The 23,007-nt window shown below is 63.0% G+C and carries 20 protein-coding genes; 8 read left to right on the top strand and 12 right to left on the bottom strand.

The genetic code is table 11. The features are described 5' to 3' along the window. Positions 1-19 precede the first annotated feature (19 nt). Positions 20-724 carry a FadR/GntR family transcriptional regulator gene (locus NE850_RS27925; protein ID WP_007180385.1) on the top strand — a complete coding sequence of 235 codons (705 nt, stop codon included), beginning with the start codon at positions 20-22 and terminating at the stop codon, positions 722-724. Between the two features lie 91 nt (positions 725-815). Here the strand turns inward: NE850_RS27925 and gap are convergent, their stop codons facing one another. Both gap and tkt read right to left on the bottom strand, forming a co-directional pair. After that, positions 816-1,826, bottom strand: a complete 1,011-nt coding sequence (gene gap, locus NE850_RS27930; RefSeq protein ID WP_007180384.1) for a type I glyceraldehyde-3-phosphate dehydrogenase — start codon at positions 1,824-1,826, stop codon at positions 816-818. A 95-nt stretch (positions 1,827-1,921) separates the two neighbouring features. Next, positions 1,922-3,943: a transketolase gene (gene tkt / locus NE850_RS27935; protein ID WP_165187076.1), complete on the bottom strand. Its 2,022-nt coding sequence runs from the start codon at positions 3,941-3,943 to the stop codon at positions 1,922-1,924. Between the two features lie 279 nt (positions 3,944-4,222). Between tkt and speE the strand changes: the two genes are divergently transcribed. The 3 genes from speE to NE850_RS27950 all read left to right on the top strand — a co-directional run bounded on the left by speE (position 4,223) and on the right by NE850_RS27950 (position 6,383). After that, positions 4,223-5,095, top strand: a complete 873-nt coding sequence (speE, locus tag NE850_RS27940; protein WP_310699686.1) for a polyamine aminopropyltransferase — start codon at positions 4,223-4,225, stop codon at positions 5,093-5,095. Positions 5,096-5,209: 114 nt separating this feature from the next. Further along, positions 5,210-5,623, top strand: a complete 414-nt coding sequence (locus NE850_RS27945) for a glyoxalase/bleomycin resistance/extradiol dioxygenase family protein (protein WP_007180381.1) — start codon at positions 5,210-5,212, stop codon at positions 5,621-5,623. A 19-nt stretch (positions 5,624-5,642) separates the two neighbouring features. Next, positions 5,643-6,383, top strand: coding sequence for a 16S rRNA (uracil(1498)-N(3))-methyltransferase (locus NE850_RS27950; RefSeq protein WP_007180380.1), 741 nt, complete (start codon positions 5,643-5,645; stop codon positions 6,381-6,383). Between the two features lie 159 nt (positions 6,384-6,542). Here the strand turns inward: NE850_RS27950 and NE850_RS27955 are convergent, their stop codons facing one another. The 4 genes from NE850_RS27955 to NE850_RS27970 all read right to left on the bottom strand — a co-directional run bounded on the left by NE850_RS27955 (position 6,543) and on the right by NE850_RS27970 (position 13,231). Next, on the bottom strand, positions 6,543-7,106 hold the full coding sequence (locus NE850_RS27955; protein WP_007180379.1) for a barstar family protein: 564 nt from the start codon (positions 7,104-7,106) through the stop codon (positions 6,543-6,545). A 16-nt stretch (positions 7,107-7,122) separates the two neighbouring features. Further along, complete coding sequence (locus NE850_RS27960) at positions 7,123-7,539, bottom strand: ribonuclease (RefSeq protein WP_007180378.1); 417 nt, start codon at positions 7,537-7,539, stop codon at positions 7,123-7,125. Positions 7,540-7,692: 153 nt separating this feature from the next. Next, complete coding sequence (ltrA, locus tag NE850_RS27965) at positions 7,693-9,396, bottom strand: group II intron reverse transcriptase/maturase (protein WP_310699687.1); 1,704 nt, start codon at positions 9,394-9,396, stop codon at positions 7,693-7,695. 1,495 nt (positions 9,397-10,891) lie between these two features. After that, positions 10,892-13,231, bottom strand: coding sequence for an NADP-dependent malic enzyme (locus tag NE850_RS27970; RefSeq protein WP_007180377.1), 2,340 nt, complete (start codon positions 13,229-13,231; stop codon positions 10,892-10,894). Positions 13,232-13,438: 207 nt separating this feature from the next. Between NE850_RS27970 and thiL the strand changes: the two genes are divergently transcribed. The 4 genes from thiL (at position 13,439) to NE850_RS27990 (ending at position 16,117) form a co-directional block, all read left to right on the top strand. Further along, on the top strand, positions 13,439-14,434 hold the full coding sequence (thiL, locus tag NE850_RS27975) for a thiamine-phosphate kinase (RefSeq protein WP_007180376.1): 996 nt from the start codon (positions 13,439-13,441) through the stop codon (positions 14,432-14,434). Continuing rightward, positions 14,424-15,005, top strand: a complete 582-nt coding sequence (locus NE850_RS27980) for a phosphatidylglycerophosphatase A (RefSeq protein ID WP_310699688.1) — start codon at positions 14,424-14,426, stop codon at positions 15,003-15,005. The genes thiL and NE850_RS27980 overlap by 11 nt, the downstream gene beginning before the upstream one ends. Positions 15,006-15,068: 63 nt before the next feature. Then, positions 15,069-15,569, top strand: a complete 501-nt coding sequence (locus tag NE850_RS27985) for a CinA family protein (RefSeq protein ID WP_007180374.1) — start codon at positions 15,069-15,071, stop codon at positions 15,567-15,569. Positions 15,570-15,592: 23 nt separating this feature from the next. Then, on the top strand, positions 15,593-16,117 hold the full coding sequence (locus NE850_RS27990; protein WP_007180373.1) for a cupin domain-containing protein: 525 nt from the start codon (positions 15,593-15,595) through the stop codon (positions 16,115-16,117). A gap of 52 nt (positions 16,118-16,169) precedes the next feature. Here NE850_RS27990 and pyrF read toward each other — a convergent pair whose 3' ends face one another. The 6 genes from pyrF to araG form a co-directional block, all read right to left on the bottom strand. Beyond that, complete coding sequence (pyrF, locus tag NE850_RS27995; RefSeq protein WP_007180372.1) at positions 16,170-16,985, bottom strand: orotidine-5'-phosphate decarboxylase; 816 nt, start codon at positions 16,983-16,985, stop codon at positions 16,170-16,172. Between the two features lie 242 nt (positions 16,986-17,227). Then, on the bottom strand, positions 17,228-18,289 hold the full coding sequence (locus NE850_RS28000; RefSeq protein ID WP_035518487.1) for an aldose 1-epimerase: 1,062 nt from the start codon (positions 18,287-18,289) through the stop codon (positions 17,228-17,230). Positions 18,290-18,505: 216 nt separating this feature from the next. Continuing rightward, a complete protein-coding gene (locus tag NE850_RS28005; protein ID WP_035517876.1) occupies positions 18,506-19,396 on the bottom strand; it encodes an SMP-30/gluconolactonase/LRE family protein in 891 nt (296 codons plus the stop codon). A gap of 20 nt (positions 19,397-19,416) precedes the next feature. Continuing rightward, positions 19,417-20,217: an SDR family NAD(P)-dependent oxidoreductase gene (locus NE850_RS28010; RefSeq protein WP_007180369.1), complete on the bottom strand. Its 801-nt coding sequence runs from the start codon at positions 20,215-20,217 to the stop codon at positions 19,417-19,419. Positions 20,218-20,256: 39 nt separating this feature from the next. Then, positions 20,257-21,273: an L-arabinose ABC transporter permease AraH gene (gene araH / locus NE850_RS28015; protein WP_007180367.1), complete on the bottom strand. Its 1,017-nt coding sequence runs from the start codon at positions 21,271-21,273 to the stop codon at positions 20,257-20,259. A gap of 54 nt (positions 21,274-21,327) precedes the next feature. Then, positions 21,328-22,860, bottom strand: coding sequence for an L-arabinose ABC transporter ATP-binding protein AraG (gene araG, locus NE850_RS28020; protein WP_007180366.1), 1,533 nt, complete (start codon positions 22,858-22,860; stop codon positions 21,328-21,330). Between the last annotated feature and the right edge of the window lie 147 nt (positions 22,861-23,007).

The following is a 23,007-nucleotide window of genomic DNA, read 5'->3' on the forward strand; positions in this document are numbered from 1 at the left end:
ACTTTAAAGTGAGCCCATCATGAAAAACGTCCCGCATACCGTTACCGATGCCGCGATCGCGACCATCCGCGAACGGATCGAAGCGGGCGTTTATCCCGTGGGCAGTCTGCTGCCGGCGCAGCGCCAGCTTTCCGAGGAACTCGCGATCAGCCGCGCTTCGTTGCGCGAAGCGCTGTCCACGCTCGAAGCGCTCGGCCTGCTGGTGATCCGACCGGGCAAGGGCGTCTATGTGGAAAGCGCGCAGGCATCGGCCGCGCAATCGTGGCGCTTCTCGGAGCAGTCGTCGCTGCCGGATACCTATCAGATGCGCTTCGCGCTGGAAGGCTTTATCGCGCGCATGGCGGCGCTTGCGGTCAGCGATTCCGACCTCGCCTGGTTCGAAGAAAACATCACGGCCATGCAATCGGCGCTCGCGTGCGACGAACTCGACGAAGCCGCGCGCCTCGACTACGACTTCCACATGCGGATCGTCAGCATTGCCGGCAACGCGGCGATCGAGTCGATTCTGAGCAGCAGCGCGGAGATCATGAAGGAAAGCCAGCGCATGCCGTATTACCGGCGCGAACTGGTACTGTCCACGTACAACGAACACCGTGTGATTCTGGACGCGCTCAAGGCGCGCGATTCCGCCGCAGCCGGCAGAGCCATCGAGACGCATATTTCGAACGCCGCGCAGCGCGCCGGCGTCTATTTCCCAACTCCGCCGGCCCAGCCGCAGACGTAAAAAAGCCGCTCCGTAGAGCGGCTTTGCTTGCCCTGTGCCACCGCCGGCTCAAAGCCGGCTTTGGCGGGCATAGCGCACGAAGCGCCGTGATTTACTTCGCGTGGGCGAGCGCCACAGCCGTGTCCAGCATGCGGTTCGAGAAGCCCCATTCGTTGTCGTACCAGCTCGACACCTTCACCAGACGGCCCGACACCTTGGTGAGCGTGGCGTCGAACGTCGACGAAGCCGGGTTGTGGTTGAAGTCGATCGACACCAGCGGTGCCTGGTTGTAGCCGAGAATGCCCTTCAGCGAGCCTTCCGACGCTTCCTTCATGATCGCGTTGACTTCTTCGACCGTCGTGTCGCGCGCGGCGATGAACGACAGATCGACGATCGACACGTTGATCGTCGGGACGCGAATCGCGTAGCCGTCCAGCTTGCCGTTCAGTTCCGGCAGCACCAGGCCGACCGCCGATGCCGCGCCGGTCTTGGTCGGGATCTGGCTGTGCGTGGCCGAGCGCGCGCGGCGCAGGTCTTCGTGGTACACGTCCGTCAGAACCTGGTCGTTCGTGTACGCGTGGATCGTGGTCATCAGACCGTTCACGAGGCCGATCTTGTCGTTCAACGGCTTGACGAGCGGCGCGAGGCAGTTCGTCGTGCACGATGCGTTCGAGATCACCGTGTCCGAGGCCTTCAGCACGTTGTGGTTCACGCCGTAGACGATCGTGGCGTCGACGTCTTTGCCGCCCGGCGCCGAGATGATCACCTTCTTTGCGCCGCCCTTGATGTGCGCGCTGGCCTTTTCCTTGGTCGTGAAAAAGCCCGTGCATTCCATCACGACGTCGACGTTCAGCTCGCCCCACGGCAGTTCAGCCGGGTTGCGGTTGGCCAGCACGCGGATCTTGTCGCCGTTGACAACCAGGTAGTCGCCGTCCACCGACACTTCGCCCGGGAACTTGCCGTGCGCCGTGTCGTATTGCGTCAGGTGAGCGTTGGTCTTGGCATCGCCGAGATCGTTGATGGCGACGATTTCGATATCGTGCTTCTTGCCGTTTTCATAGAAGGCGCGCAGCGTGTTGCGGCCAATACGGCCGTAGCCGTTGATTGCGACGCGAATCGTCATGGTCTATCTCCTGATGGCTGAAAAAATACTTCCAGGTTCGTCTGACTGACAGCGTTGCCGCGCGTTCGCACGCGAACGGCAACGCTTGTCCAGGATCAGCCGAGTGCGGCTTTTGCCGTCTCTACCACGTGTTCGACGGTGAAGCCGAAATGCTTGAACAGCACGCCAGCCGGGGCCGATTCGCCGAACGTGTCGATGCCGACCACGCCGCCTTCCAGACCCACGTACTTGCGCCAGAAATCCGTCACACCCGCTTCGATCGCGACGCGGCGCACGCCTTGCGGCAGCACGCGTTCGCGGTATTCGGCGTCCTGCTTGTCGAACACGGTGGTTGACGGCATGGACACGACGCGCGCCGCGATGCCTTCGCGCGCCAGCGGCTCGACCGTGTTCAGCGCCAGTTCGACTTCCGAACCGGTGGCGATCAGGATGATCTTGCGCGCGACGATCTCGTCGTTCCAGTCGCGCAGCACGTAACCGCCCTTCTCGATGTTGGCGATCTGCGCGTCGGTGCGCTCCGAGAACGGCAGGTTCTGACGGCTGAAGATCAGGCACGACGGGCCGTGATGTTCGACCGCATGGGTCCAGGCCACCGCCGTCTCGACGGTATCAGCCGGACGCCACACTTGCAGGTGCGGAATCAGACGCAGGCTCGCAACATGTTCGATCGACTGGTGGGTCGGGCCGTCTTCGCCCAGACCGATCGAGTCGTGCGTGAACACGAAGATCGACGGCGCTTTCATCAGTGCGGCGACACGCAGTGCGTTGCGGCTGTAGTCCGAGAACGTCAGGAACGTGCCGCCGAACGCCTTGAAGCCACCATGCAGCGCGACGCCGTTGATCGCGGCGCTCATGCCGAATTCGCGCACGCCGTAGTTGACGTAGTTGCCGGCAGCCTTGCCTTCGGCGTTCACGCGCACCGGTTTGGCGGCCTTCCAGTTGGTCAGGTTCGAGCCAGTCAGGTCGGCGGAGCCGCCGAGCAGTTCCGGCAGCACGGCCGACAAAGCTTCGATAGCCTGTTGCGAGGCCTTGCGCGTCGCGACAGTTTCCGCGCGCTCGTTCGCGCCGGCAATGATCGCCTTGGCCTTTTCCTTCCAGTCGGCGGGCAATTGCTTCGCGTTGCGGCGCGTGAATTCAGCGGCTTCCTGCGGATATTTGGCGGCGTACGCCGCAAACGCCTTGTCCCACTCGGATTCGTTGCGTGCGCCGGCTTCCTTCGCGTCCCACGCTGCATAGACTTCTTGCGGGATCACGAACGGCTCCCACTTCCAGCCGATCTTTTCGCGCGTGGCCGCGATTTCCTTGTCGCCAAGCGGCGCGCCGTGCGAATCATGGCTACCGGCCTTGGTCGGGGCGCCTTCGCCGATCACCGTCTTGCAGCAGATCAGCGTGGGCCGGTCGGATTGCTTGGCCTGCTTGATGGCTGCGTCGACCGCGTCGACGTCGTGGCCGACCACGTTCGGGATCACGTTCCAGCCGTACGCTTCGAAGCGCTTGGGCGTGTCGTCGTGGAACCAGTGCACCACTTCGCCGTCGATCGAGATGCCGTTGTCGTCGTAGAACGCGATCAGCTTGTTCAGCTTCAGCACGCCCGCCAACGAGCAGGCTTCGTGCGAGATGCCTTCCATCAGGCAGCCGTCGCCGACGAACACGTACGTGTGGTGGTCGACGATCGTTGCGTCGGGCTTGTTGAATTCGGTGGCGAGCAGCGACTCGGCGAGCGCCATGCCGACCGCATTCGCCAGACCCTGGCCGAGCGGGCCGGTGGTCGTCTCGACGCCAGGCGTGATGCCGTATTCCGGGTGGCCCGGCGTCTTCGAATGCATCTGGCGGAAGTTCTTCAGCTCTTCGATCGGCAGATCGTAGCCGGTCAGGTGCAGCAGCGAATACAGCAGCATCGAGCCGTGGCCGTTCGACAGCACGAAACGGTCGCGATCGGCCCACTGCGGGTTCTTCGGGTTGTGGCGCAGATGACGCGACCACAAAGCCACGCCGATTTCGGCCATGCCCATCGGCATGCCGGGGTGGCCGGAATTCGCTTTTTGAACGGCGTCCATAGACAGCGCGCGGATCGCGTTGGCCATCAAGGAAGTGGGTGCGGGAGACGGGGTCGTCATGTCGAGTCCGGAGACAGAGTCAGAAAGCGGTGTGCGCTTGAGGCCCGGATGCTCGAATGCCAGCTCACTCGGGCGCACGGTGCGGCGCCAGGAGACGCGAAACGGGCAGAGCAAACGGACAAGGCTGAAAGCGTGACATTCTAACAGATCGTTGCCGGCCTCCCGACCCGAAAGCCGCCTGGTCATGCGGCTCGATGCATGCGCCGGGGCCGCGCCGTGCTTCGCCCTTTACAATTGCACAACCTTAACCCACCGCGCTCCGCACGGAGCCCGCCAACCGTGAGCGCTCCGCTGCTGTTCCGACCGAGTCCCGATGCCGTCTACGGATTTCCGCACGCGAAGCGCGTGGCGCAAGTCGTATCGCCTTACCAGCGGATAGAAGTCTGGGACACGCCGCAGCTCGGCCGGCTCTTCACGCTCGACGGCCGCCCCATGACGTCCACCGGCGACGAGTTCATCTATCACGAATGCATGGTGCATCCGGCCGCGCTGGCGCATCCGTTGCCGAAAGCGGCGCTCGTGCTGGGCGGCGGCGACGGTGGCGCCGCGCGGCAACTGTTGCGGCACGCGGGCATCGAACGGATCGTGGTGGCGGAACTCGACGCCGAAGTGGTGCGCCTGACGCGCGAGCATCTGCCCGAAGTGCACGGCGGCGCCTTCGACGATCCGCGCGTCGAGCTCGTGATCGGCGACGCCGCGCATTACGTCGCGAACGCCGCGCCAGCGCAGTTCGATCTCGTCGTGTTCGACCTGACGCCGCCCGATTCGCCCGCCGCCGGTCTTTACACGCAAGACTTCTATCAGCAGCTCAAGCGGGTCATGAGCCCGATCGCCGTGGTCTCCGTGCATCTCGGCTCGCCGTATTTTCATGCCGGGCGCATCGCGCGCCTGCTCGACGACTTGCGCGCGGCGTTCGCCGTCGTCCGCACCATGAATACGTTTATTCCGCTGTACGGCTCGCTCTGGATGATGGCGACGGCGAGCGACACGCTCGACCCTGCCGCCCTCTCTGCCGATACGCTCACAGAGCGCCTCGATGCACGCCGAATCGACGCCCTGATGCATTACGACGCGGCCATGCACGCGGGACTGTTCTCGGCATCCCGCGCGGTGCGCGATAAACTAAGTCAATTCTTAAAGCCAGCAAGCTAACGCGTGGGCAAAATGCACGGTTCCGTCGGACTGCACTATCGGCACACCGATACGCGACCATCCGCCCGGGCTCGCAGCCTGTGCCCCGCCAACCCCTTAGATCCGGAGAATCCCATGACCGCCTTCCGCCCAGCCGGTGTGCCCTGGTTGACCCCCTATCTGACGGTGCGCGACGCACGTGCCGCGTCCGCGTTCTTTACTGCGGCGTTCGGCTTCGAAGTTCGCGACAGTGTTCAGGACGACGGTGTAGTGATGCATGTCGAGATGACCTATCAAGACCAGTTGATCGTGATGTTCGCACCGGAAGGCGCGTTCGGCTCGGCGGCGAAAACACCCAAAAGCGCGGGCGCAATCGCACCGCAATCGTTCTATGTCTATGTCGACGATGTCGACGCGATTTACGCGCGGGCGCTGGCCGCCGGCGCAAAATCGCTGAGCGAGCCACAGGATCAGTTCTGGGGCGACCGCTTCGCCCAGGTCGAAGATCTGGACGGCTACCGCTGGGCGCTCGCTCGCCACCTTTCGTGAACCAATGAGTATTTTCCTGATGCCACGTTTCTTCGTCGGTACGCCTCTCCAGTCCGACGACATCATGCAGCTTCCCGATGACGTCGTTCGGCATGTGCTCGTGCTGCGGTTGCAGCCCGGCGATTCGATCGTTCTTTTCAACGGCGAAGGCGGCGAATACAGCGCCGAACTCGTCGAGGTCGAACGTCGGTCGGCCAAGGTAAGAATTCGTGAATTCCGCAACATCGAAGTGGAAGCGCCGTATCGTCTCACGCTGGCGCAGGGTATCGCCGGCGGCGACAAGATGGACTGGCTGATCGAAAAAGCCGTCGAACTCGGCGCATCTGCCTTCGTGCCGCTCACCACCACGCGCAGCGTCGTGCGTCTCTCCGGCGAGCGCGCGCAGCGGCGGCATGCGCACTGGCAAGGCATCGTGCGGGCGTCGTGCGAGCAGTGCGGGCGCAACCGGCTGCCGGAAGTCATGCCGGTGCGCGAAATCGCCACCTGGCTGGGCGCCATGCCTCGCACGCCTGAAGAGGGCGACTTGCGCATTCTGCTGTCGCCGCGCGCGAGCATCAGCTTTTCCGCGTTGCCCGCCGAGCCGCCGCAAGGGCGCGTGACGGTGCTGGTCGGACCGGAAGGCGGCTTCTCCGCCGCTGAAGAAGCGGCCGCAACCGATCATGGTTTCACTGCCGTCGGTCTTGGTCCGCGCGTCATGCGCACCGAGACCGCCGGCATCGCAGTGCTCTCGGCGCTGGCCGCGGGCTGGGGCGGCTGGTAAGCCGCCTGGCCGCCGCACGTGCCACCTTGCTTGATCTGATCGAAAGCGGCAACTCATGCCGGCATTGGCGCAGCGGCAAAAGCAAAGGCCCGCCGACTGGCGGGCCTTTCTCATTTAGCCTGAACTGGCAACACCCAGGCTAAAACTCCAACTCAAACATCAGGCGAACGAGTAAAACACACGGAACGCCACTTTGCGCTCGGCCCAGAACTCGGCGGCCTCGCGGAACACGTCCAGCAGCGTCTCGCGCCCTTCCTTGTCGAACTTCTGGGCGACTGGCAACTGCTCGAGCACGATCACGAAGCCCGGCTGCGCACCCGCCTTATGAACCAGATCGGTCAAACAGTCGTAGAGCGCGTCGTAATTCTTGCCGAAATGTTTCGGAAACAGGAACGACGTCGCGATGGTTTCAAGCACTTCCTGTTTGGACTGCGCATTGGCGCAATACGCATACAGAAAATGCTGGCCGAGCTGGTGGGCCTCTTCGGCCAGATCCTGCACGCGGAACGCGCGGATCGACTGTACGATGTTCGGTCGTACGGTCTTGAAAAGACTCATGGGCTCCTCGTTCGATGAAACCACAGTGCCTGCTGCTTCGCTCTGGTTCTCGCGGCCCTGATCGCCGGCTCGCATCTGCATGACGCGCTGGAACAGATTGCCGTCGCCGGCCGCGAAAAGATCCGTCGCGACTCCGGAGTCGTGCGCGTAGACGTTGTCGCTCATGCCGTTCATCCCGATGTCATTCAACAATACGATTAAAACTGGTGTAGTGGTCGTCCGAGTAGTAACAATTGTCGGTTCGCTTCAGCGGACCTCCGCAGACGATGCGACGCGCCCCGCGATTACGTGAGCGAGGCGTGGGAACGGTGTATTCGTGGTAATAGCCGCGCCGATGGGCCGGCAGCAACCGTTCGCGATTGCCGAATACGATGCCGTCCTTCTCATACGGGTAAGGCCCGCCTGCGGCAATCAAGTTCAATGTATTGACCGCTTCGCCTGGCAACTGCGCCAACGCGATTGTGCCCTGCAACTGTGCGTTCGAATCGGCGAGTGTCGTGGAGTCGCGCGCAAACGCGCCAGGCACGGGGCCGGATAAAGCGCACAGCGTAACAGCACCGATCAGCACGCCTTTCATGCGTTGCCACTTGCGTGCCATGTATCAGGGTTCCCCGCTGTTAGATCACGAGTTTGACGACCATGGAGGGTAGGCGCCCTTCCTTTCGGAAGAGCACCCCCCTAAGAACCGTACGTGCGAGTTTCCCCGCATACGGCTCAAGCCTACATTGATTCCAATCAAAGCCCCATCACATCACTGTAATGGAACCGGCTTAGTTACCGCAACTTTCCCAGCGTGCACCTGCTGGTGACAGTGTGGGTGCAACAGCACCCGGTTGGACAAAGCATCTGTGCCGCCATGCACCCGGTACTCCAGGTGATGATCATGCCAGCCGGTTTCGTCCGTCAGAGCACAGCCACAATGCGCACATAACCCGCCTTGCGACATGTACAACTTGGCCCATTGCTTGCGGTAACGCATCGAATCCCACATGCGCTCCTGCCGCAACTGCTCGCCGTACTGCTCCCACATCGGATCAAAGGGATCAAATCCGCCTTTGATCTTTTTGTGCCGGTGGATTTCTGTACCGCTCAGCTGGTACAGCTCCAGCAACCCTTTTCTGCCGTCTTCGTAAACCACGGGTGCAGAGAACACCCAATCGCGCCCGCTTACGGTGTGGAAGTACGTCTTTCGCACCCAGTCAGCGTTCTTGTTTGAATGCCTGCGCTTCGACCATCGCCAGAGCTTCCGGAAAATCAGATGCTCCAGACGCGTGTATGCCTGCTTGGCGACTACGGGACTGTGATACTGAGCCCAGCCTCGTAGCATCGGGTTCAACAGGCGGATCAGTTCCTCCTGCTTAACCGTCTTGTTACCGCTGATGGTTTCCGCAACCTTGCGATAGAACGTCTTCACGTTCTTCTTGCTCGGTTTGATGAGTAGCTTTCCCGAGTACTTCCGGAAATTCCACCCTAGGAAATCGAAGCCTTCGTCAATGTGCACGACCCGCGTTTTCTCCTCGGACAGTTGCAGACCCCGCTGCGCGAGGAACGCCTCCACCCAAGGTCGGATTTCGCTTTCCAGCACCTCTTTCGAGTCGCCAGTAATCACGAAATCGTCCGCGTATCGCACCACATTCACTTTCAGCTTCTTCGCCTTCACGATCCCCAATTTCGCACCGAGATGCTCTATCAGTTCACGCTCTAGCCCGTTCAGCGTCACGTTAGCCAGCGTCGGGGAGATAATCCCTCCCTGTGGCGTACCGGCCTCCGTCGCCTGTAGCTGCCCCTTGTGAATCAGGCCAGCCTTCAACCACCTCTGGAGGATTCCCTTGTCCATCGGGACACGATCAACCAGCCAGTTGTGATTGATGTAGTCGAAGCATCCTTTGATATCCGCCTCCAGTACCCATTGGGCCGAAACCCGTTTGGACATGGTGACGAAGATCTGGGACATGGCGTCGGCCGTCGAGCGGTTTAGCCTGAACCCATACGAGTTCGGATCGCTCGTAGATTCCGACACAGGCTCCAAAGCCAGCAGATACAAGGCTTGCATCGCCCTGTCTCGCATGGTCGGAATGCCCAGAGGGCGTTCTTTCCCATTGGCCTTGGGGATAAAGACTCTCCGTAATGGCAGAGGCTTGTATCCGCGCCTCGTCAACCTGCCGACAGCTGCCCATCGGCTTTCAGGCGAATCCCATAGTTCGCGATCGACTCCAGCCGTTCGCGCACCCTGGTTCTGCGTAACACGTCGTACCGCGTACAGCTTTGCGGACAACGTGCGGGTTAGCATCCGTTGCAAGGCTTTCACCCTGCGCCAGTCACCTTCCCGCGTCGCCTTCGCAATTCGAATCTGCATCCCTCTCACGTTCCGCTCAACCCTCCGCCAATCTACGGCGTACCAGTTGTCCGGCGCGTGTGAAAGCGCAGACCCATCCTTTCGGACAGATACTTTCATGCTGCTCTCCCGCTCGAAGAAGTGAATCCCGCGCGAAGAGCAACACGACCCTTGCGGGAGCGTTTTGCTCCCGCAACGGGGTAAGAACAACACTGACGACTTAGAAGCCGCCAGCAATCACAATTTCCGCTAGAGGGTAGTCAGCCGTCTTGCGACGGTAGACCAGACGGAAGTCTGCCCGCTTTCGCGTGGGGTAATGTTCCAACCCCTATGCGTCCCGTTACAGGACACCCTTCGCTTTTTCCGTCCTCCCATACCCGCACGGTCAACAGCGTTCCTTGCGGTCCGCCTGCCTGCAGTGTTCCGCAGGCAACCATACGGGCTTACCACGTTCCCGGCGTGTCACACGATTGACTTAGGTTCCACCTATTCCCCGGCGGTCTCTTGACGACGTAACCCGTGCTTTCAGCGAGTTATCCGACCGCGTACCGTTTTGGCTTGTGCCCGTTAGCAGCTTAGGCACGGTCCTTATCACGAGGTTTATCAGTGGTTCACTAAAGTTAACCTTATCAATCAGCCTAGCCCCTCAACCCCCTTGCTGCTAGGAGTCTCCAGTTGGTCGTTTCACAACGATCTACCGCCCGAACTTCCGGGGGACGCATTGTCGGAGAAGCTTCAGACCCCACCGTTACCAGTGGCGCATGTTCTCCTAGGCTACTGCTGGTCGTACAGCAGGTTCACTACCCTCATCGATGACACTGACGAGGACAAACAATGACACACCGAGCTTTCGCACGTGTCTGTTAGCGAGATCCCCTGTTCGAGAACAGAGGAGAATACAAACGACATCCCACCCTGTCGGCGGAGATGAAGCCGCTGACTGGGCGGGACCTGACGGTAATCAGGTCAATGCATTTGGACGCCGGTTGCCCGGTTTCCATTTCACTAAAAATGGTGCGTCCTGGTAGGGACGCATCAACAGCTCAAATACCAAGCACAGCGTTGTTGGGGCAGTTGCATCCCGAGACTCGCGCCCCTTTGTGATGCCCCGCGGTATGCTTGTCGCAGCCGGTCAGACTCATGTTGACGCCTCCTGACACTGCTAGTCGATGTCCCTCACGTTGGGACTGCCCGGACACGAGCGTGCGTGTCGCACGAAAGTCGTAAGGGTATCGCTAATGGTCCTCGGAATCAACGTTCGCCAGGCGGGCCAAAACTTCCAATCGGGCGGGAGAGAGCCACCGGTGGGACTTTGACGACTTTTGACAGAAAAATCAGCTTATTCAGGCTAAAATTAGCCCAACAACGCGAATCGAGGTGAAGGTAGTCAGGTGGGGAGCGGAAGGTGGCTGCTTCGCCTGCGTCTGCAGGCATCTGGATGCGCTGTTGCAAGGGTTTCAAACCCTTGAGCGCTCTTTGGCGATGAAATTTTGTCTGACTTGCCGTTTTTTCGGGTGAGGGATCCCCTGTTCACCCTGAGGCGTGCCCATTGCGGGCGCGCCTTTTTTTTGCATGGCGCGGTCATTCCCGCGCCATGCTTCGTGCGGATCGCGGATTAACGCGCCGCGATCACATCCGCCACCAGTAGCGCCGTCATATTGACGATCCGGCGCACCGTCGCCGAAGCCGTCAGCACATGCACCGGCTTGGCCGCGCCCAGCAGCATCGGACCAATCGCGATGTTGTTGCCCGCGGCGGTCTTCAGCAGGTTGTACGAGATGTTCGCCGCGTCGATGTTCGGCAGCACCAGCAGATTCGCGTCGCCTTCGAGCGTCGAGTCGGGCATCACTTCGCGGCGCAGATTCGCGTCGAGCGCGATATCGCCGTGCATTTCGCCATCCACCTGCAGATCCGGCGCGCGCTCGCGCAGGATCGCCAGCGTGTCGCGCATCTTCTGCGCGGTCGGCGCGTTGCTCGTGCCGAAGTTCGAATGCGACAGCAGCGCGACCTTCGGTTCGATACCGAAACGGCGCACTTCTTCCGCCGCCATGATCGTGATTTCGGCCAGTTGCTCCGGTGTCGGATCCACGTTCACGTGCGTGTCCACCAGGAAGATCTGGCGGTTCGGCAATACCAGCGCGTTCATCGCCGCGTAGACTTTCGCGCCCGCCTTCTTGCCGATCACCTGATCGATGAAGTGCAGATGCCGGTGCGTGGTCGACACCGTGCCGCAGATCATGCCGTCCGCCTCGCCCTTTTCCACCAGCATTGCGCCGATCAGCGTGGTGCGGCGGCGCATTTCGAGCTTCGCCATCTGCGCGCTGATGCCCTTGCGCGACATCATCCGGTGATATTCCTGCCAGAAGTCGCGGTAACGCTCGTCGTGGTCGGTATTCACCACCGTGTAGTCCTGACCCGCGACGAGACGCAGACCGTAGCGCGCAATGCGCTGCTCGATCACCGCCGGGCGGCCGATCAGGATCGGTTTGGCCAGCTTTTCGTCGACGATGATCTGCATGGCGCGCAGCACACGCTCTTCTTCGCCTTCCGCGAACACGATGCGCTTCTTCTCCGGCTCGACGCTACGCGCCAATTGGAAAATCGGCTTCATGGTCGTGCCGCTGTGATACACGAACTGCTGCAAATGCTGTTCGTATGCGTCCATGTCCTCGATCGGACGCTCGGCGACGCCCGAATCCATCGCGGCCTGCGCCACGGCCGGCGCGACCTTGACGATCAGGCGCGGATCGAACGGCTTCGGAATCAGGTATTCCGGCCCGAACGAGAGATCCTGAATGCCATACGCCGTCGCGACGATATCGCTCTGCTCCTGGCGCGCCAGTTCGGCAATCGCATTGACCGCCGCGATTTCCATTTCCCGCGTCACCGTGGTCGCGCCCGCATCCAGCGCGCCGCGGAACAGGAACGGGAACACCAGCACGTTGTTCACCTGGTTCGGGTAGTCGGTGCGGCCGGTGCACAGCACGGCGTCCGGCCGGACTTCGAGCGCCAGTTCCGGCAGGATTTCCGGCGTCGGGTTGGCGAGCGCCAGAATCAGCGGCTTGTCCGCCATCCGCTTGACCATGTCCTGCTTGAGTACGCCACCGGCCGACAGCCCCAGGAACACGTCCGCGCCACCAATGGCTTCGGCGAGCGTGCGGGCGTCGGTTTCACGCGCGAAACGCTCCTTGTCCGGATCCATCAGTTCGACACGGCCCTTGTAGACCACGCCGGCGAGATCGGTGACGGTGATGTTTTCGAGCGGCAGGCCGATATCGACCAGCAGATCCAGACAGGCCAGCGCCGCCGCGCCCGCGCCCGAGGACACCAGCTTGACCTCCTTGATGTCCTTGCCGACCACCTTCAAACCATTGGTGATGGCTGCCGCGACGACGATCGCCGTGCCGTGCTGGTCGTCGTGGAAGACCGGAATCTTCATGCGCTTGCGGCATTCGCGCTCGACGATGAAACAGTCCGGCGCCTTGATGTCTTCGAGGTTGATGCCGCCGAAGGTCGGCTCCAGCGCCGCGATCACGTCGACCAGCTTGTGCGGGTCGGACTCGTTCAGCTCGATATCGAACACGTCGATGCCGGCGAACTTCTTGAACAGCACGGCCTTGCCTTCCATGACCGGCTTCGAGGCGAGCGGCCCGATGTTGCCCAGACCCAGCACCGCGGTGCCGTTCGTGACCACGCCGACCAGGTTGCTGCGCGCGGTGAAGCGCGCGGCATTCAACGGGTTCTCGACGATTTCCTCGCACGCGAATGCCACGCCCGGCGAGTACGCCAGCGCCAGATCGCGCTGGTTGATCATCTGCTTGGTCGGGGCGATCGCAATCTTCCCGGGGGTGGGGAACTCGTGGTAATCGAGAGCGGCTTCGCGGAGTTTGCTATTGACGGGAGTCGACATAAGGCGGGCTTCGAAGGGCAGATTAGAATAGACGTTCGACGGCATTGTAGCCCCAATTGCCAGCCCAATTCCTTCAATACGGGTACAACTGCCGCGACTTAAACATAGCGAAAGGCTGACGTAACCGGCGCGCGCCCAAACGCCGCCCGGATTGGAGTTGCCGGCGGATCGAGTCTTTACCGGGTGGTTACTCCGTACAATGCGCGCCGTTAGCCGAACTTCGCGGCACTTATCCGCTCACTCATCGCCACCATGCTCTCCGAGTTTTCGCTGATCGACCGTTTCTTCGCCCGCCGCGCCGCTGCCCGGCCGTCCGACGCCGCAAGCGGCTCGCTCGGCATCGGCGACGACTGCGCGCTGCTCGCGCCGCCCGAGGGCGAAATGCTGGCGATATCGACGGACATGCTGGTCGAAGGCCGCCACTTTTTCCCCGACATCGATCCCGAGGCGCTGGGTCACAAAGCGCTCGCGGTGAATCTATCGGACCTCGCCGCGATGGGCGCGCAACCACTGGCGTTCACGCTGGCGTTCGCCTTGCCGAAAGCGGACGAAACCTGGCTTGCCGCATTCAGCGAGGGGCTGTTCGCACTGGCCGAACGCTACGGCTGCGAACTGATCGGCGGCGACACGACCGGCGGCCCGCTCAATCTGTGCATCACGGTATTCGGCAGCGTGCCGCCACAGGCAGCGCTGCGCCGCGACACAGCTCGACCGGGCGACGATATCTGGATTTCCGGCACGCTCGGCGACGCGCGCGCCGGCCTCGGCATACAGCGCGGCGAATGGTCCGCCGATGCCAGCGACGCTGCGACGTTTCGTCGCGCTCTCGAGCGCCCGGAGCCGCGCGTCGCGCTCGGTCTGGCACTGCGCGGCATCGCCCACGCGGCGCTCGACCTCTCGGACGGCCTCGCCGGCGATCTGCTGCACATCCTCGAACGTTCGAACGTGCGGGCCACCGTCAACGTCGATGCCGTGCCGCGTTCCGCCGCGCTGCGCCGTCTGCCGCCCGACATCCAGCGCCGCTGCACGCTCGCCGGCGGCGACGACTACGAACTGTGCTTCACCGCGCCGGCCACGGCGCGCGCCTCGGTGGAAGCTGCCGGCCGCGAGGTGGATGTATCGGTCACCCGCATCGGTACAATAAGCGCTCTCCAGGCGGCCGAGCGCCCGGCGATCGGCTGGCGCGACGCCGCCGGCGCGCCGCTCACACTGACGTTGCAAGGCTTCGATCACTTTCATGCAGACTGATCCCCCGCTCGGCGCTGCCGACAAACTCATCGGCGGTGAGCCGCCCCGTGCGCCGCGCGCGCCCGAACCACGCCCGCCGGGCCGTCAGCCGCGCCGCGCCACCGCACGCTTCATGCTGTCGCATCCGCTGCACCTCGTGTCGCTGGGGTTTGGCAGCGGCTTGTCGCCGATCGCGCCGGGCACGATCGGCACGTTGTTCGCGTGGGCCTCGTTCGCTGTCCTGAGCCACTACCTGACGGTGATCGAATGGGGCATCCTGATCGTCGCCGGGTTCATCGGCGGCATTGCGATTTGCGGATTTACCGCGAAGAGACTCGGCATCGACGATCCGTCGCCGGTGGTTTGGGACGAAATCATCGCCTTCTGGCTGGTGCTGCTGATGGTCACGCCAGTCACGCTCACCGGCCAGTTGTGGGCGTTCATCGTGTTCCGCTTCTTCGACATGGTGAAGCCGCCGCCCATCGGTTATTTCGATCGCCGTCTGAAAGGTGGCTTTGGCATCATGTTCGATGACCTGGTCGCCGCGTTTTTCACGCTGCTCGTGATTGCGCTCTGGCGCATGTCCGTTTAACCGCTGCTCCGCGGCCGCCGCGCCGCCGGGCATCTACCCGGCCCCTGTTTCCGGATTGACGCCATGCCTACCGATTCGATCGTTCATCAGCTCGCCATTCGCGTGGGCAACCGCCTGCGCGACGAGCGCCTCATGCTCGTCACCGCCGAGTCCTGCACGGGCGGCATGGTGGCGACCGCGATCACCGACATTTCCGGCAGCAGCGGCTGGTTCGAGCGCGGCTTCGTCACGTATTCGAATCAGGCGAAGAGCGAGATGATCGGCGTACCCGCCGATCTGATCGACAAGCACGGCGCGGTCAGCGAGCCGGTGGCGCGCGCTATGGCCGAAGGTGCGCTGCGCAATAGCCGCGCGCAGGTTTCGGTGTCGATTACCGGCGTCGCCGGGCCGGGCGGCGGCACCGAGACCAAGCCGGTCGGCATGGTGTCGTTCGGTTGGAGCAACCGGCTGCATACGTCGGTGGAAACGAAGATTTTCAAGGGCGATCGCGAAAAGATCCGCGTGCAGGCCGCCGCGCATGCATTGCGCGGGGTACTCGCATTGCTCGACGAGCGCGAGCATTGACCTCTGTCCGGAGCGGAAAGCCGATGCCTGATCCTGATTTGCACGCAGTCAAGGACGAACTGATCCGCCGCCTCGATCTCAAGCCGCATCCCGAAGGTGGATTTTTTAGCGAGACATACCGCTCGGCGGAGCGCGTGATCCGCGACAAAGATGGCAGCGGTTCCGCGCAAACGCGCTCGGCGTCGACCGCGATCTACTACCTGCTTTGCGACGGCGCGCATTCAGCGTGGCATCGGATCAAGTCCGACGAAGTCTGGCATTTTTATGCCGGCGAACCGTTGAACGTCCACGTGCTCGACGAATCAGGCGCGCTGGTGACGCACAAGCTCGGCAACGCGCTGACGCACACGAATGCGGTGTTTCAGGCCTTCGTGCCGGCAGGTTTGTGGTTCGCAGCGGAATGCGCCGATCCGGCGACATTCGCGCTGGTGGGCTGCACCGTGGCGCCAGGCTTTGAATTCAGCGAATTCGAGCTGGCGGATGTCGACGCGTTGAAAGCGCGGCACCCGCGGCATGCGGCGTTGATCGAGCGGCTGCGGCCGGCCTGACTGAAACTCGCCCGCTCGTTTCTAAAGCTCTCTTCGAGAAAGACAGCCCGCGTTACCGGAACGCGTTGATCCGGTCGCGCGTTTCCATCGCGGCCTTCGCCGCGGCTTGGGCGAAATCGTCGCCCTTGCCCGCATAGATAATCGCCCGCGACGAGTTGATCAGCATGCCCGTGCCGTTCGCGGTGCGGCCGGCGTTGACCGTTGCCTGCACGTCGCCGCCTTGCGCGCCGATGCCCGGAATCAGCAGCGGCATATCGCCGACAATCCCACGCACCACTTCGATTTCCTTCGGGAACGTCGCGCCGACCACCAGCCCCAGCTGACCGCTCGCATTCCATTTGTCCGCCGCCAGTTGCGCGACGACCTGATAGAGCGGACGCCCACCCGTTTCCAGGAATTGCAGATCGGAGCCACCCGCGTTCGACGTGCGGCACAGCACGATCACGCCTTTGCCTTCGTGCTCCAGATACGGCTGGATCGAATCGAAACCCATGTAAGGATTCACCGTCACCGCGTCGGCCTGATAGCGCTCGAACGCCTCGCGCGCATATTGCTCGGCGGTGCTGCCGATGTCGCCGCGCTTCGCATCGAGAATGACCGGCAAGCCCGGATGGTTCGCATGAATGTGGGCGATCAACTGCTCGAGCTGGTCTTCCGCGCGATGCGCCGCGAAGTAGGCAATCTGCGGTTTGAACGACGACGCGTACGGCGCGGTCGCGTCGACGATCGCGCGGCAGAAGTCGAAAATCGCCTCGGGACGGCCCGCGAGCGCGCCCGGGAATTTAGTGGGCTCGGGATCGAGGCCGACGCACAGCAGCGAGTTGGTGCGCTGCCAGGCGTCGTTGAGTGTCTGGATGAAATGGGACATGGTGGGTCTCGCGGCGAGCAGGAAAACGGAAGAGGCGCGTATTTTACCCGTCCTGCGAGGCGAGCCGCGCCGGGAGCGTGCGCAGCGGCGGTCCGGCGCGACACGCGAACAGGCGCGGCTACCACCCGCAACGCGCCCTGAGTGCGCACATGCATCGGCCCGGCGCTCGCGAAGCGTACGAGCCGATTGTGCGCAGCGCATCAGGCCATACACGCGTCCGCGCGGTCGCCCCAACCTCGCCGCTACTGCCGCCGCTTCGAGCCGCGCGCGCCCGGCATCGAACGCAAGCCCGTGCGCTCGACGGTAAAGCGGAACGTGCGGGTGAGGCGCTCGCCGCGTCCCAGCAAGGTCATGCCGTTTTCGCTCGCGCCGCCGGCCAGGTTCATCGCGTTGATCGGATGATCGACCGGTTCGAAGCAGAAGAAGTCTTCGCCACGCGGCGTGTACAGCACATAGTAATCGGTGTCGGCAGCGATGTTCAGCGACAGGCGGCGCTTGGGCCACACCACCGCGGCTTGCCCGCTCCAGCCGGTAAAGGCGTGATTGACGATGGTTTCCGGCAGCGGATACGCCACGCCGAATTGCCAGGCGGGCGGTGCCGGCACGTGCCGCACCGGCAGCCAGTCGTCGCCGGAGAGCCACAGGCCGCCGGCCGCGGCCGACAGCTCGGTGTCCGCGTCGCGCACGAAGAACGGATGCACGCCCAGCCCGAAAGGCAGCGCCTCGCGGCCGGCGTTTTCGATTTCGAGCGTCACGACGAGCGTGGGGCCGTCCAGCGTATAAGTCTGCGTCGCACGGTACGCGTAGGGCTTGCCGTCGCGGCGATCGAGCGTGAGGCGGACGTTTTCACGGTCCGACTCCGCGACCTGCCACGCCGACTGCCAACCGTCGCCGTGAATCGGCAAAGGTTCGTCGGCGCGATTGCGCGGCACGTCCACGCGCCGACCCGCCACGTTGAAATGCCCGCCGCCGATGCGGTTCGAATACGGCAGCAGCGGATAACAGGCGAGTTCGTTCGGCTGCGTGTCGGCCGCGACGTGGCGGCAGCGCCGGAAAATCGGCGTGAGCGCGCCGTCGTCGCGCCAGTCGAAACGGGTGACGCCGCCGCCGAGCGTCGGCGCGACATCGAGACGCAAATGCGTGTTGGCGAGCGTAATGCACGCGACATCGCCGCCGCTGGTTTCGCCGACGGCCACCGCCGACGTGCTGGGGCCCGCAAGCACCGGATTGGCCGCCGCGGCAAGTCGCGAGCGTCGGCTCTGAGAGGTTTGGGAAGAGGAGGAAACGAGATTCGCAACAGTCATATCTGGCTCCATCGAGAGGCTTGGGACGTTGCCGTCATTGCTGACGGATGCTGTAGGGCGATTTTTGAACAGGTCGCCTCTGGGTCCGAACTGCATGCTGCCGATTTGCTGCCACTGGGATTGCAACATCAACTTGCGACTCACTGTGAGATTCACTGGCTTGCTGCGCTTCATCGCTTTATCGCTGCCTCGCGACCGGGGCAGCGTCATTCTGCGCTAAGCGGGCGCGCCTTGAAACACCGGCTCCGGCAAACCGCGCTGTCCGGGCATGGCGATGAACACGCCGCCCGCCCGTTTGTCGTCGGCGAGCGCCGCCGCATCGAGATCGCAACGCGCGCTCGTGATGTACAGCGTGCCGAGTTGCGGACCGCCCAGTGCGACGCAACTCGGCTGCGCCGTCGGCACGTCGACGCGTTCGGTCTCCACGCCGTCCGGCCCGTAACGCACCACCCGCCGGCCGCCCCACTGCGCATTCCACAGCCCGCCGTCGCGATCGACGGTCGAGCCGTCGGGTTCGCCGGTGGCATCGGTCAAGCGCGTGAATAGCCGGTCGTTGGCAACGCTACCGTCCGCGCGATAATCGCAGACGCGGATTTCGCGCGTGGGCGAATCGCAGTAGTACATCGTCGCGCCGTCGGGACTGAACGCGATGCTGTTCGAGATCGCCGGCGCGGGCAGCGGCAAACGCTCCAGCGACAAATCGTGATTGAGCCGGTAAAAGCCGCCGACCGGCCGCAGCGGCGTGCCTTCATCTTTGGTCCCGAACACGAAGCGGCCCTGCCGATCGCAGCGGCCGTCGTTCACGCGCGTGTTCAAACCCGGTTCGACGTCGACGATACGCCGTGTCTCGCCGGTGGCCAGATCGAAAAACGCGAGATGCGTGGCCAGCCCAAGCAACAGGTAACGCGGATCGGCGCACAGCGCGAACGTGGCGAGACGCTCGGGCATGCGCCAGTACGTGCTGCGGCCGTCGCTCGGGTCATGGCGCCACAGCCGCGCGCCTTCGATATCCGTCCAGTAGAAGCGGCCGGTTCGCGCGCACCATGTCGCGCCTTCGCCGAGCGTACATTTCGTGTCGAGCAGCAGCGCGGCGCGCTTCGCAGCCATGCCTGACGAACCGTCCGCACTCACGCCCAGCCTCCGTCCACGATGAGGTCCTGCGCCGTGATCATCCTGCTGTCGTCGGCAGCGAGGAAGAGCGCCATGCGGGCGAGATCGCCCGGTTCCAGCTCGGCGTCGATACACTGCCCTTCCTTGATCGAACGGCGGCCCGCGTCGTCGAGCCACAGCCGCTTCTGCTTCTCGGTCATCACCCAGCCCGGCACCAGCGTATTGACGCGGATATTGAACTGACCGAGGTCGCGCGCGAGACCGCGCGTCAAACCCTGCACCGCCGCTTTCGACATCACGTAGACCGGATAACCGCCGTTCTTCAGCATCCAGCTGATCGAACCGAGGTTGACGATCGAGCCGCTGTTGGCCGCCTTCATGTCTTCCATCACCGCTTGCGCCGCGAAAAACTGGTGGCGGATATTCACCGCGATGCCCGCGTCGAACGACTCGCGCGTGACTTCGCCGATCGTGTGGCGTTTGTCGTTCGCGGCGTTGTTCACCAGCACCTGGATCGGACCCAGCGCGGCCTTCACGTCGGCGATAGCTTTTTGCAGCGCGTCGATGTCGGTCAGGTCGCACGGCAGAAACAGCGGCTTGTGCGTCGAATCGCCGAGCTCGTCGGCGAGCGCTTCACCGGCGCTCGTGTCGATGTCGAAGAACGCGACGCGCGCGCCTTGCGCCGCGAAATGCTCGACGAACGATGCGCCGATGCCGGTCGCGCCGCCCGTGATCAACACCGTGCGGTCGACAAGACTCGGATAGCGGGCGAAAGCGCTCTCCGCGAGACGGGCGTTTGCATTGGCCGGAGACGACATCGTTCAATTCCTTTTAGAGCAAATGAGCTAGTAGCGGATTTAATCCCGCGAGCCGCGATTCTTCAACTGGTCGAGTAGCACGGCGGCGAGCAGGATCGCGCCACGCACGAGGTACTGATAGAACGCGTCGATGTTCATCAGGTTCATCACGTTTTCGACCGTACCCATGATCAGCACGCCGATCACCACGCCGGAAATCGTCGCGCGGCCGCCGAGCAGCGACACGCCGCCCAGCACGCACGCGGAAATCACGTTCAGCTCGAAGCCTTCCGCGGCATTCGGCTGACCCGACGTGATACGCGAGGCCAGAATCACACCGGCCAGCGCGGTCACCGCGCCCTGAATCAGGAAGATGTAGACGCGTGTGCGTTCCACATTGATACCGGCCAGACGCGACGCCTCCGGGTTGCCGCCGATCGCGAGCGTGTTACGGCCATACACGGTCTGATTGAGCATCACGCCGAATACGATAAAGCACAGCAGCGTGACCCAGATCGGCAGCGACACGCCGAAGAAGCTCAAACCTCCCAGCGCGATAAACGTATCCGACGACACGCCGACCGCCTGACCGTGCGACACGATAAAGCCGAGACCGCGGACGATTTCCATCGTGGCGAGCGTCGTGATCAGCGCGTTGATGCGCAGATACGCGATCACCGCGCCGTTGACGAAACCGATCACGGCGCCCGCCGCCACCGCCGCGACGATCGCGATGAAGGTGTTGCCGGTGGCGTTGAGCACCATCGCGCACAGCACGCCGGCGAACGCGACCGTCGAACCCACCGAAAGGTCGAAATCGCGCGAGGCCAGGCAGAACATCATCGTGCACGCCACCATGCCGATCTGCGAGATCGACAGCGCGAGGCCGAGCATGTTCTCGATCGAGAAGAAGTGATCGACGGTCAGCGACATGGTGGCGAACATCACCACGAAGATCACGATCAGGCTGTACTCGGTGATCTGCTGCCACCATTTCGCCTTGTCGTTGGACTGCGGAATCAGCGCTTCGGCTGCGCCCTTGGCGGCCTGTTGCGCGAGGTTTTCTCTGGCTTGCATGTTGAAGACTCCTCCCGTTCCCCACGGGTTGCCGGACTTTCGTCCGAATGATGTTCAGGCCGCCTGTTGGGCGGCGGTTTCGGGCAGCGCGGTCGAGCTCTGCGGCAACGCGAGGCTCAACACCGATTGTTCCGTTGCATCCTGGCGCGCCAGCTCGCCGGAAATCCGGCCCTGGCGCATCACGACAATTCGGTCGGACACGCCGAGCACTTCCGGCAATTCCGACGAAATCATCACGATCGCGCAGCCGCGTTCGGCAAGCTGATAGATCACGTTGTAGATTTCGTGCTTCGCGCCGACGTCGATGCCGCGCGTCGGCTCATCGAGAATCACGACTTTCAGATCCGGCTCGGCCAGCCAGCGCGACAGGATCGCCTTCTGCTGATTGCCGCCCGAGAGAAAGCGGATCTTCTGGCGGCGGCTCGGCGTCTTGATCTTGAGCAGCTTGATGAAACGGTCCGCGGTTTCCGCTTCCTTCTTGCGATCGAGGAACATGCCCGCGCGCAGATAGTGGCGGCGGCAACTGATATTGATGTTCTCCGACACGCTCGCCATCGCGACGATGCCCTCTTCCTTGCGGTCTTCAGGACACAGCACGATGCCGTTCCGGATCGCTTCGCCCGCGCTGCGCACCTTGATCGGCTTGCCGTCGAGCACCAGTTCGCCGCCCTTCTTGCGATCGGCGCCGTACACCAGATGCATCAGTTCGCTGCGGCCCGCGCCCACCAGACCGAAAAAGCCGACGATCTCGCCGCGCCGCACTTCGAAGCTGGCCGGCTGCGCGAGCGCGTGGCCTTCGATCGCTTTTGCCGCGAAGCGCACTTCGCCGAGCGGCCGCGCCGAATAGTTATAGATGTCCGAAATTTCCCGCCCCACCATCTCGCTGACGATGGTGTCGCGCGACACGCCTTCGAGCGTCGGATGCGAGGCGATCTTGCGACCGTCGCGGAAGATCGTGCAGGCGTCGCACAGCTCGTAGATCTCGTCCATGCGGTGCGAGATGTAGATCATTGCGCGGTTGTCGGCGCGCAGATCGCGCACCAGCTTGAACAGCACTTCGGTCTCACGGTGCGACAGCGAACTGGTCGGCTCATCGAGCGCAATCACGCGCGCGTTGCGCAGCAGCGCCTTGCAGATTTCCACCATCTGGCGTTGCGCGATCGAGAGCTTGCGCAGTTTCGCGTTCGGATCGAGCGCCACGCCCATCGCTTCGAGACGTTCGCGCACGAAGCGTTTGGCTTCGCGCTTGTTGACCCAGCCGAGCGAGTTCGGCAATTGGCCGAGCAGCAGGTTTTCCGCGACCGTGAGATCGGGCACGTATTGCAGTTCCTGGTGAATCACCGCGATGCCCGCCGCGATCGACGACGCCGCGCTCGTGAAGCGCACCTCGTTGCCGTCGATCATCACGCGGCCCGAATCGGGCTGATATTCACCGCCGAGAATCTTCAGCAGGGTCGATTTCCCTGCGCCGTTTTCGCCCATCAGGCCGTGCACCTGGCCGACGTTGACGTCGAAGGACACACCGTCGAGCGCGCGCACGCCTGGAAAGACCTTACCGATATTGTCAAAACGTAGCGTCGCCGACACTTCGCCTCCTATGTCGACCAGAGTTAGCGCTTTAGCGCTTACTCTGGTCCCATGCAAGTTATTGCGGTCGACCAGAGTTAGCGCTTTAGCGCTTACTCTGGTCCCATGCAAGTTATTGCTGCTTCGTGTGAACCGTCTGTCTCTACT

Origin of the sequence: Paraburkholderia sp. USG1 (assembly GCF_031570135.1) — a bacterium.
Lineage (GTDB): Bacteria > Pseudomonadota > Gammaproteobacteria > Burkholderiales > Burkholderiaceae > Paraburkholderia > Paraburkholderia dioscoreae.

Excerpts from the sequence above, each read along its gene's own strand:
- NE850_RS28005 (WP_035517876.1), bottom strand. The coding sequence starts at position 19,396 with ATGGCTGCGAAGCGCGCCGCGCTGCTGCTCGACACGAAATGTACGCTC.
- NE850_RS27960 (WP_007180378.1), bottom strand. The coding sequence starts at position 7,539 with ATGGCACGCAAGTGGCAACGCATGAAAGGCGTGCTGATCGGTGCTGTT.
- araH (WP_007180367.1), bottom strand. The coding sequence starts at position 21,273 with ATGCAAGCCAGAGAAAACCTCGCGCAACAGGCCGCCAAGGGCGCAGCC.
- NE850_RS27980 (WP_310699688.1), top strand. The coding sequence starts at position 14,424 with ATGCAGACTGATCCCCCGCTCGGCGCTGCCGACAAACTCATCGGCGGT.
- thiL (WP_007180376.1), top strand. The coding sequence starts at position 13,439 with ATGCTCTCCGAGTTTTCGCTGATCGACCGTTTCTTCGCCCGCCGCGCC.
- tkt (WP_165187076.1), bottom strand. The coding sequence starts at position 3,943 with ATGACGACCCCGTCTCCCGCACCCACTTCCTTGATGGCCAACGCGATC.
- ltrA (WP_310699687.1), bottom strand. The coding sequence starts at position 9,396 with ATGAAAGTATCTGTCCGAAAGGATGGGTCTGCGCTTTCACACGCGCCG.
- NE850_RS27925 (WP_007180385.1), top strand. The coding sequence starts at position 20 with ATGAAAAACGTCCCGCATACCGTTACCGATGCCGCGATCGCGACCATC.
- NE850_RS27985 (WP_007180374.1), top strand. The coding sequence starts at position 15,069 with ATGCCTACCGATTCGATCGTTCATCAGCTCGCCATTCGCGTGGGCAAC.
- pyrF (WP_007180372.1), bottom strand. The coding sequence starts at position 16,985 with ATGTCCCATTTCATCCAGACACTCAACGACGCCTGGCAGCGCACCAAC.
- NE850_RS27970 (WP_007180377.1), bottom strand. The coding sequence starts at position 13,231 with ATGCCGTCGAACGTCTATTCTAATCTGCCCTTCGAAGCCCGCCTTATG.
- NE850_RS28000 (WP_035518487.1), bottom strand. The coding sequence starts at position 18,289 with ATGACTGTTGCGAATCTCGTTTCCTCCTCTTCCCAAACCTCTCAGAGC.
- gap (WP_007180384.1), bottom strand. The coding sequence starts at position 1,826 with ATGACGATTCGCGTCGCAATCAACGGCTACGGCCGTATTGGCCGCAAC.
- NE850_RS27945 (WP_007180381.1), top strand. The coding sequence starts at position 5,210 with ATGACCGCCTTCCGCCCAGCCGGTGTGCCCTGGTTGACCCCCTATCTG.
- NE850_RS27950 (WP_007180380.1), top strand. The coding sequence starts at position 5,643 with ATGCCACGTTTCTTCGTCGGTACGCCTCTCCAGTCCGACGACATCATG.
- NE850_RS27955 (WP_007180379.1), bottom strand. The coding sequence starts at position 7,106 with ATGAGCGACAACGTCTACGCGCACGACTCCGGAGTCGCGACGGATCTT.
- NE850_RS27990 (WP_007180373.1), top strand. The coding sequence starts at position 15,593 with ATGCCTGATCCTGATTTGCACGCAGTCAAGGACGAACTGATCCGCCGC.
- NE850_RS28010 (WP_007180369.1), bottom strand. The coding sequence starts at position 20,217 with ATGTCGTCTCCGGCCAATGCAAACGCCCGTCTCGCGGAGAGCGCTTTC.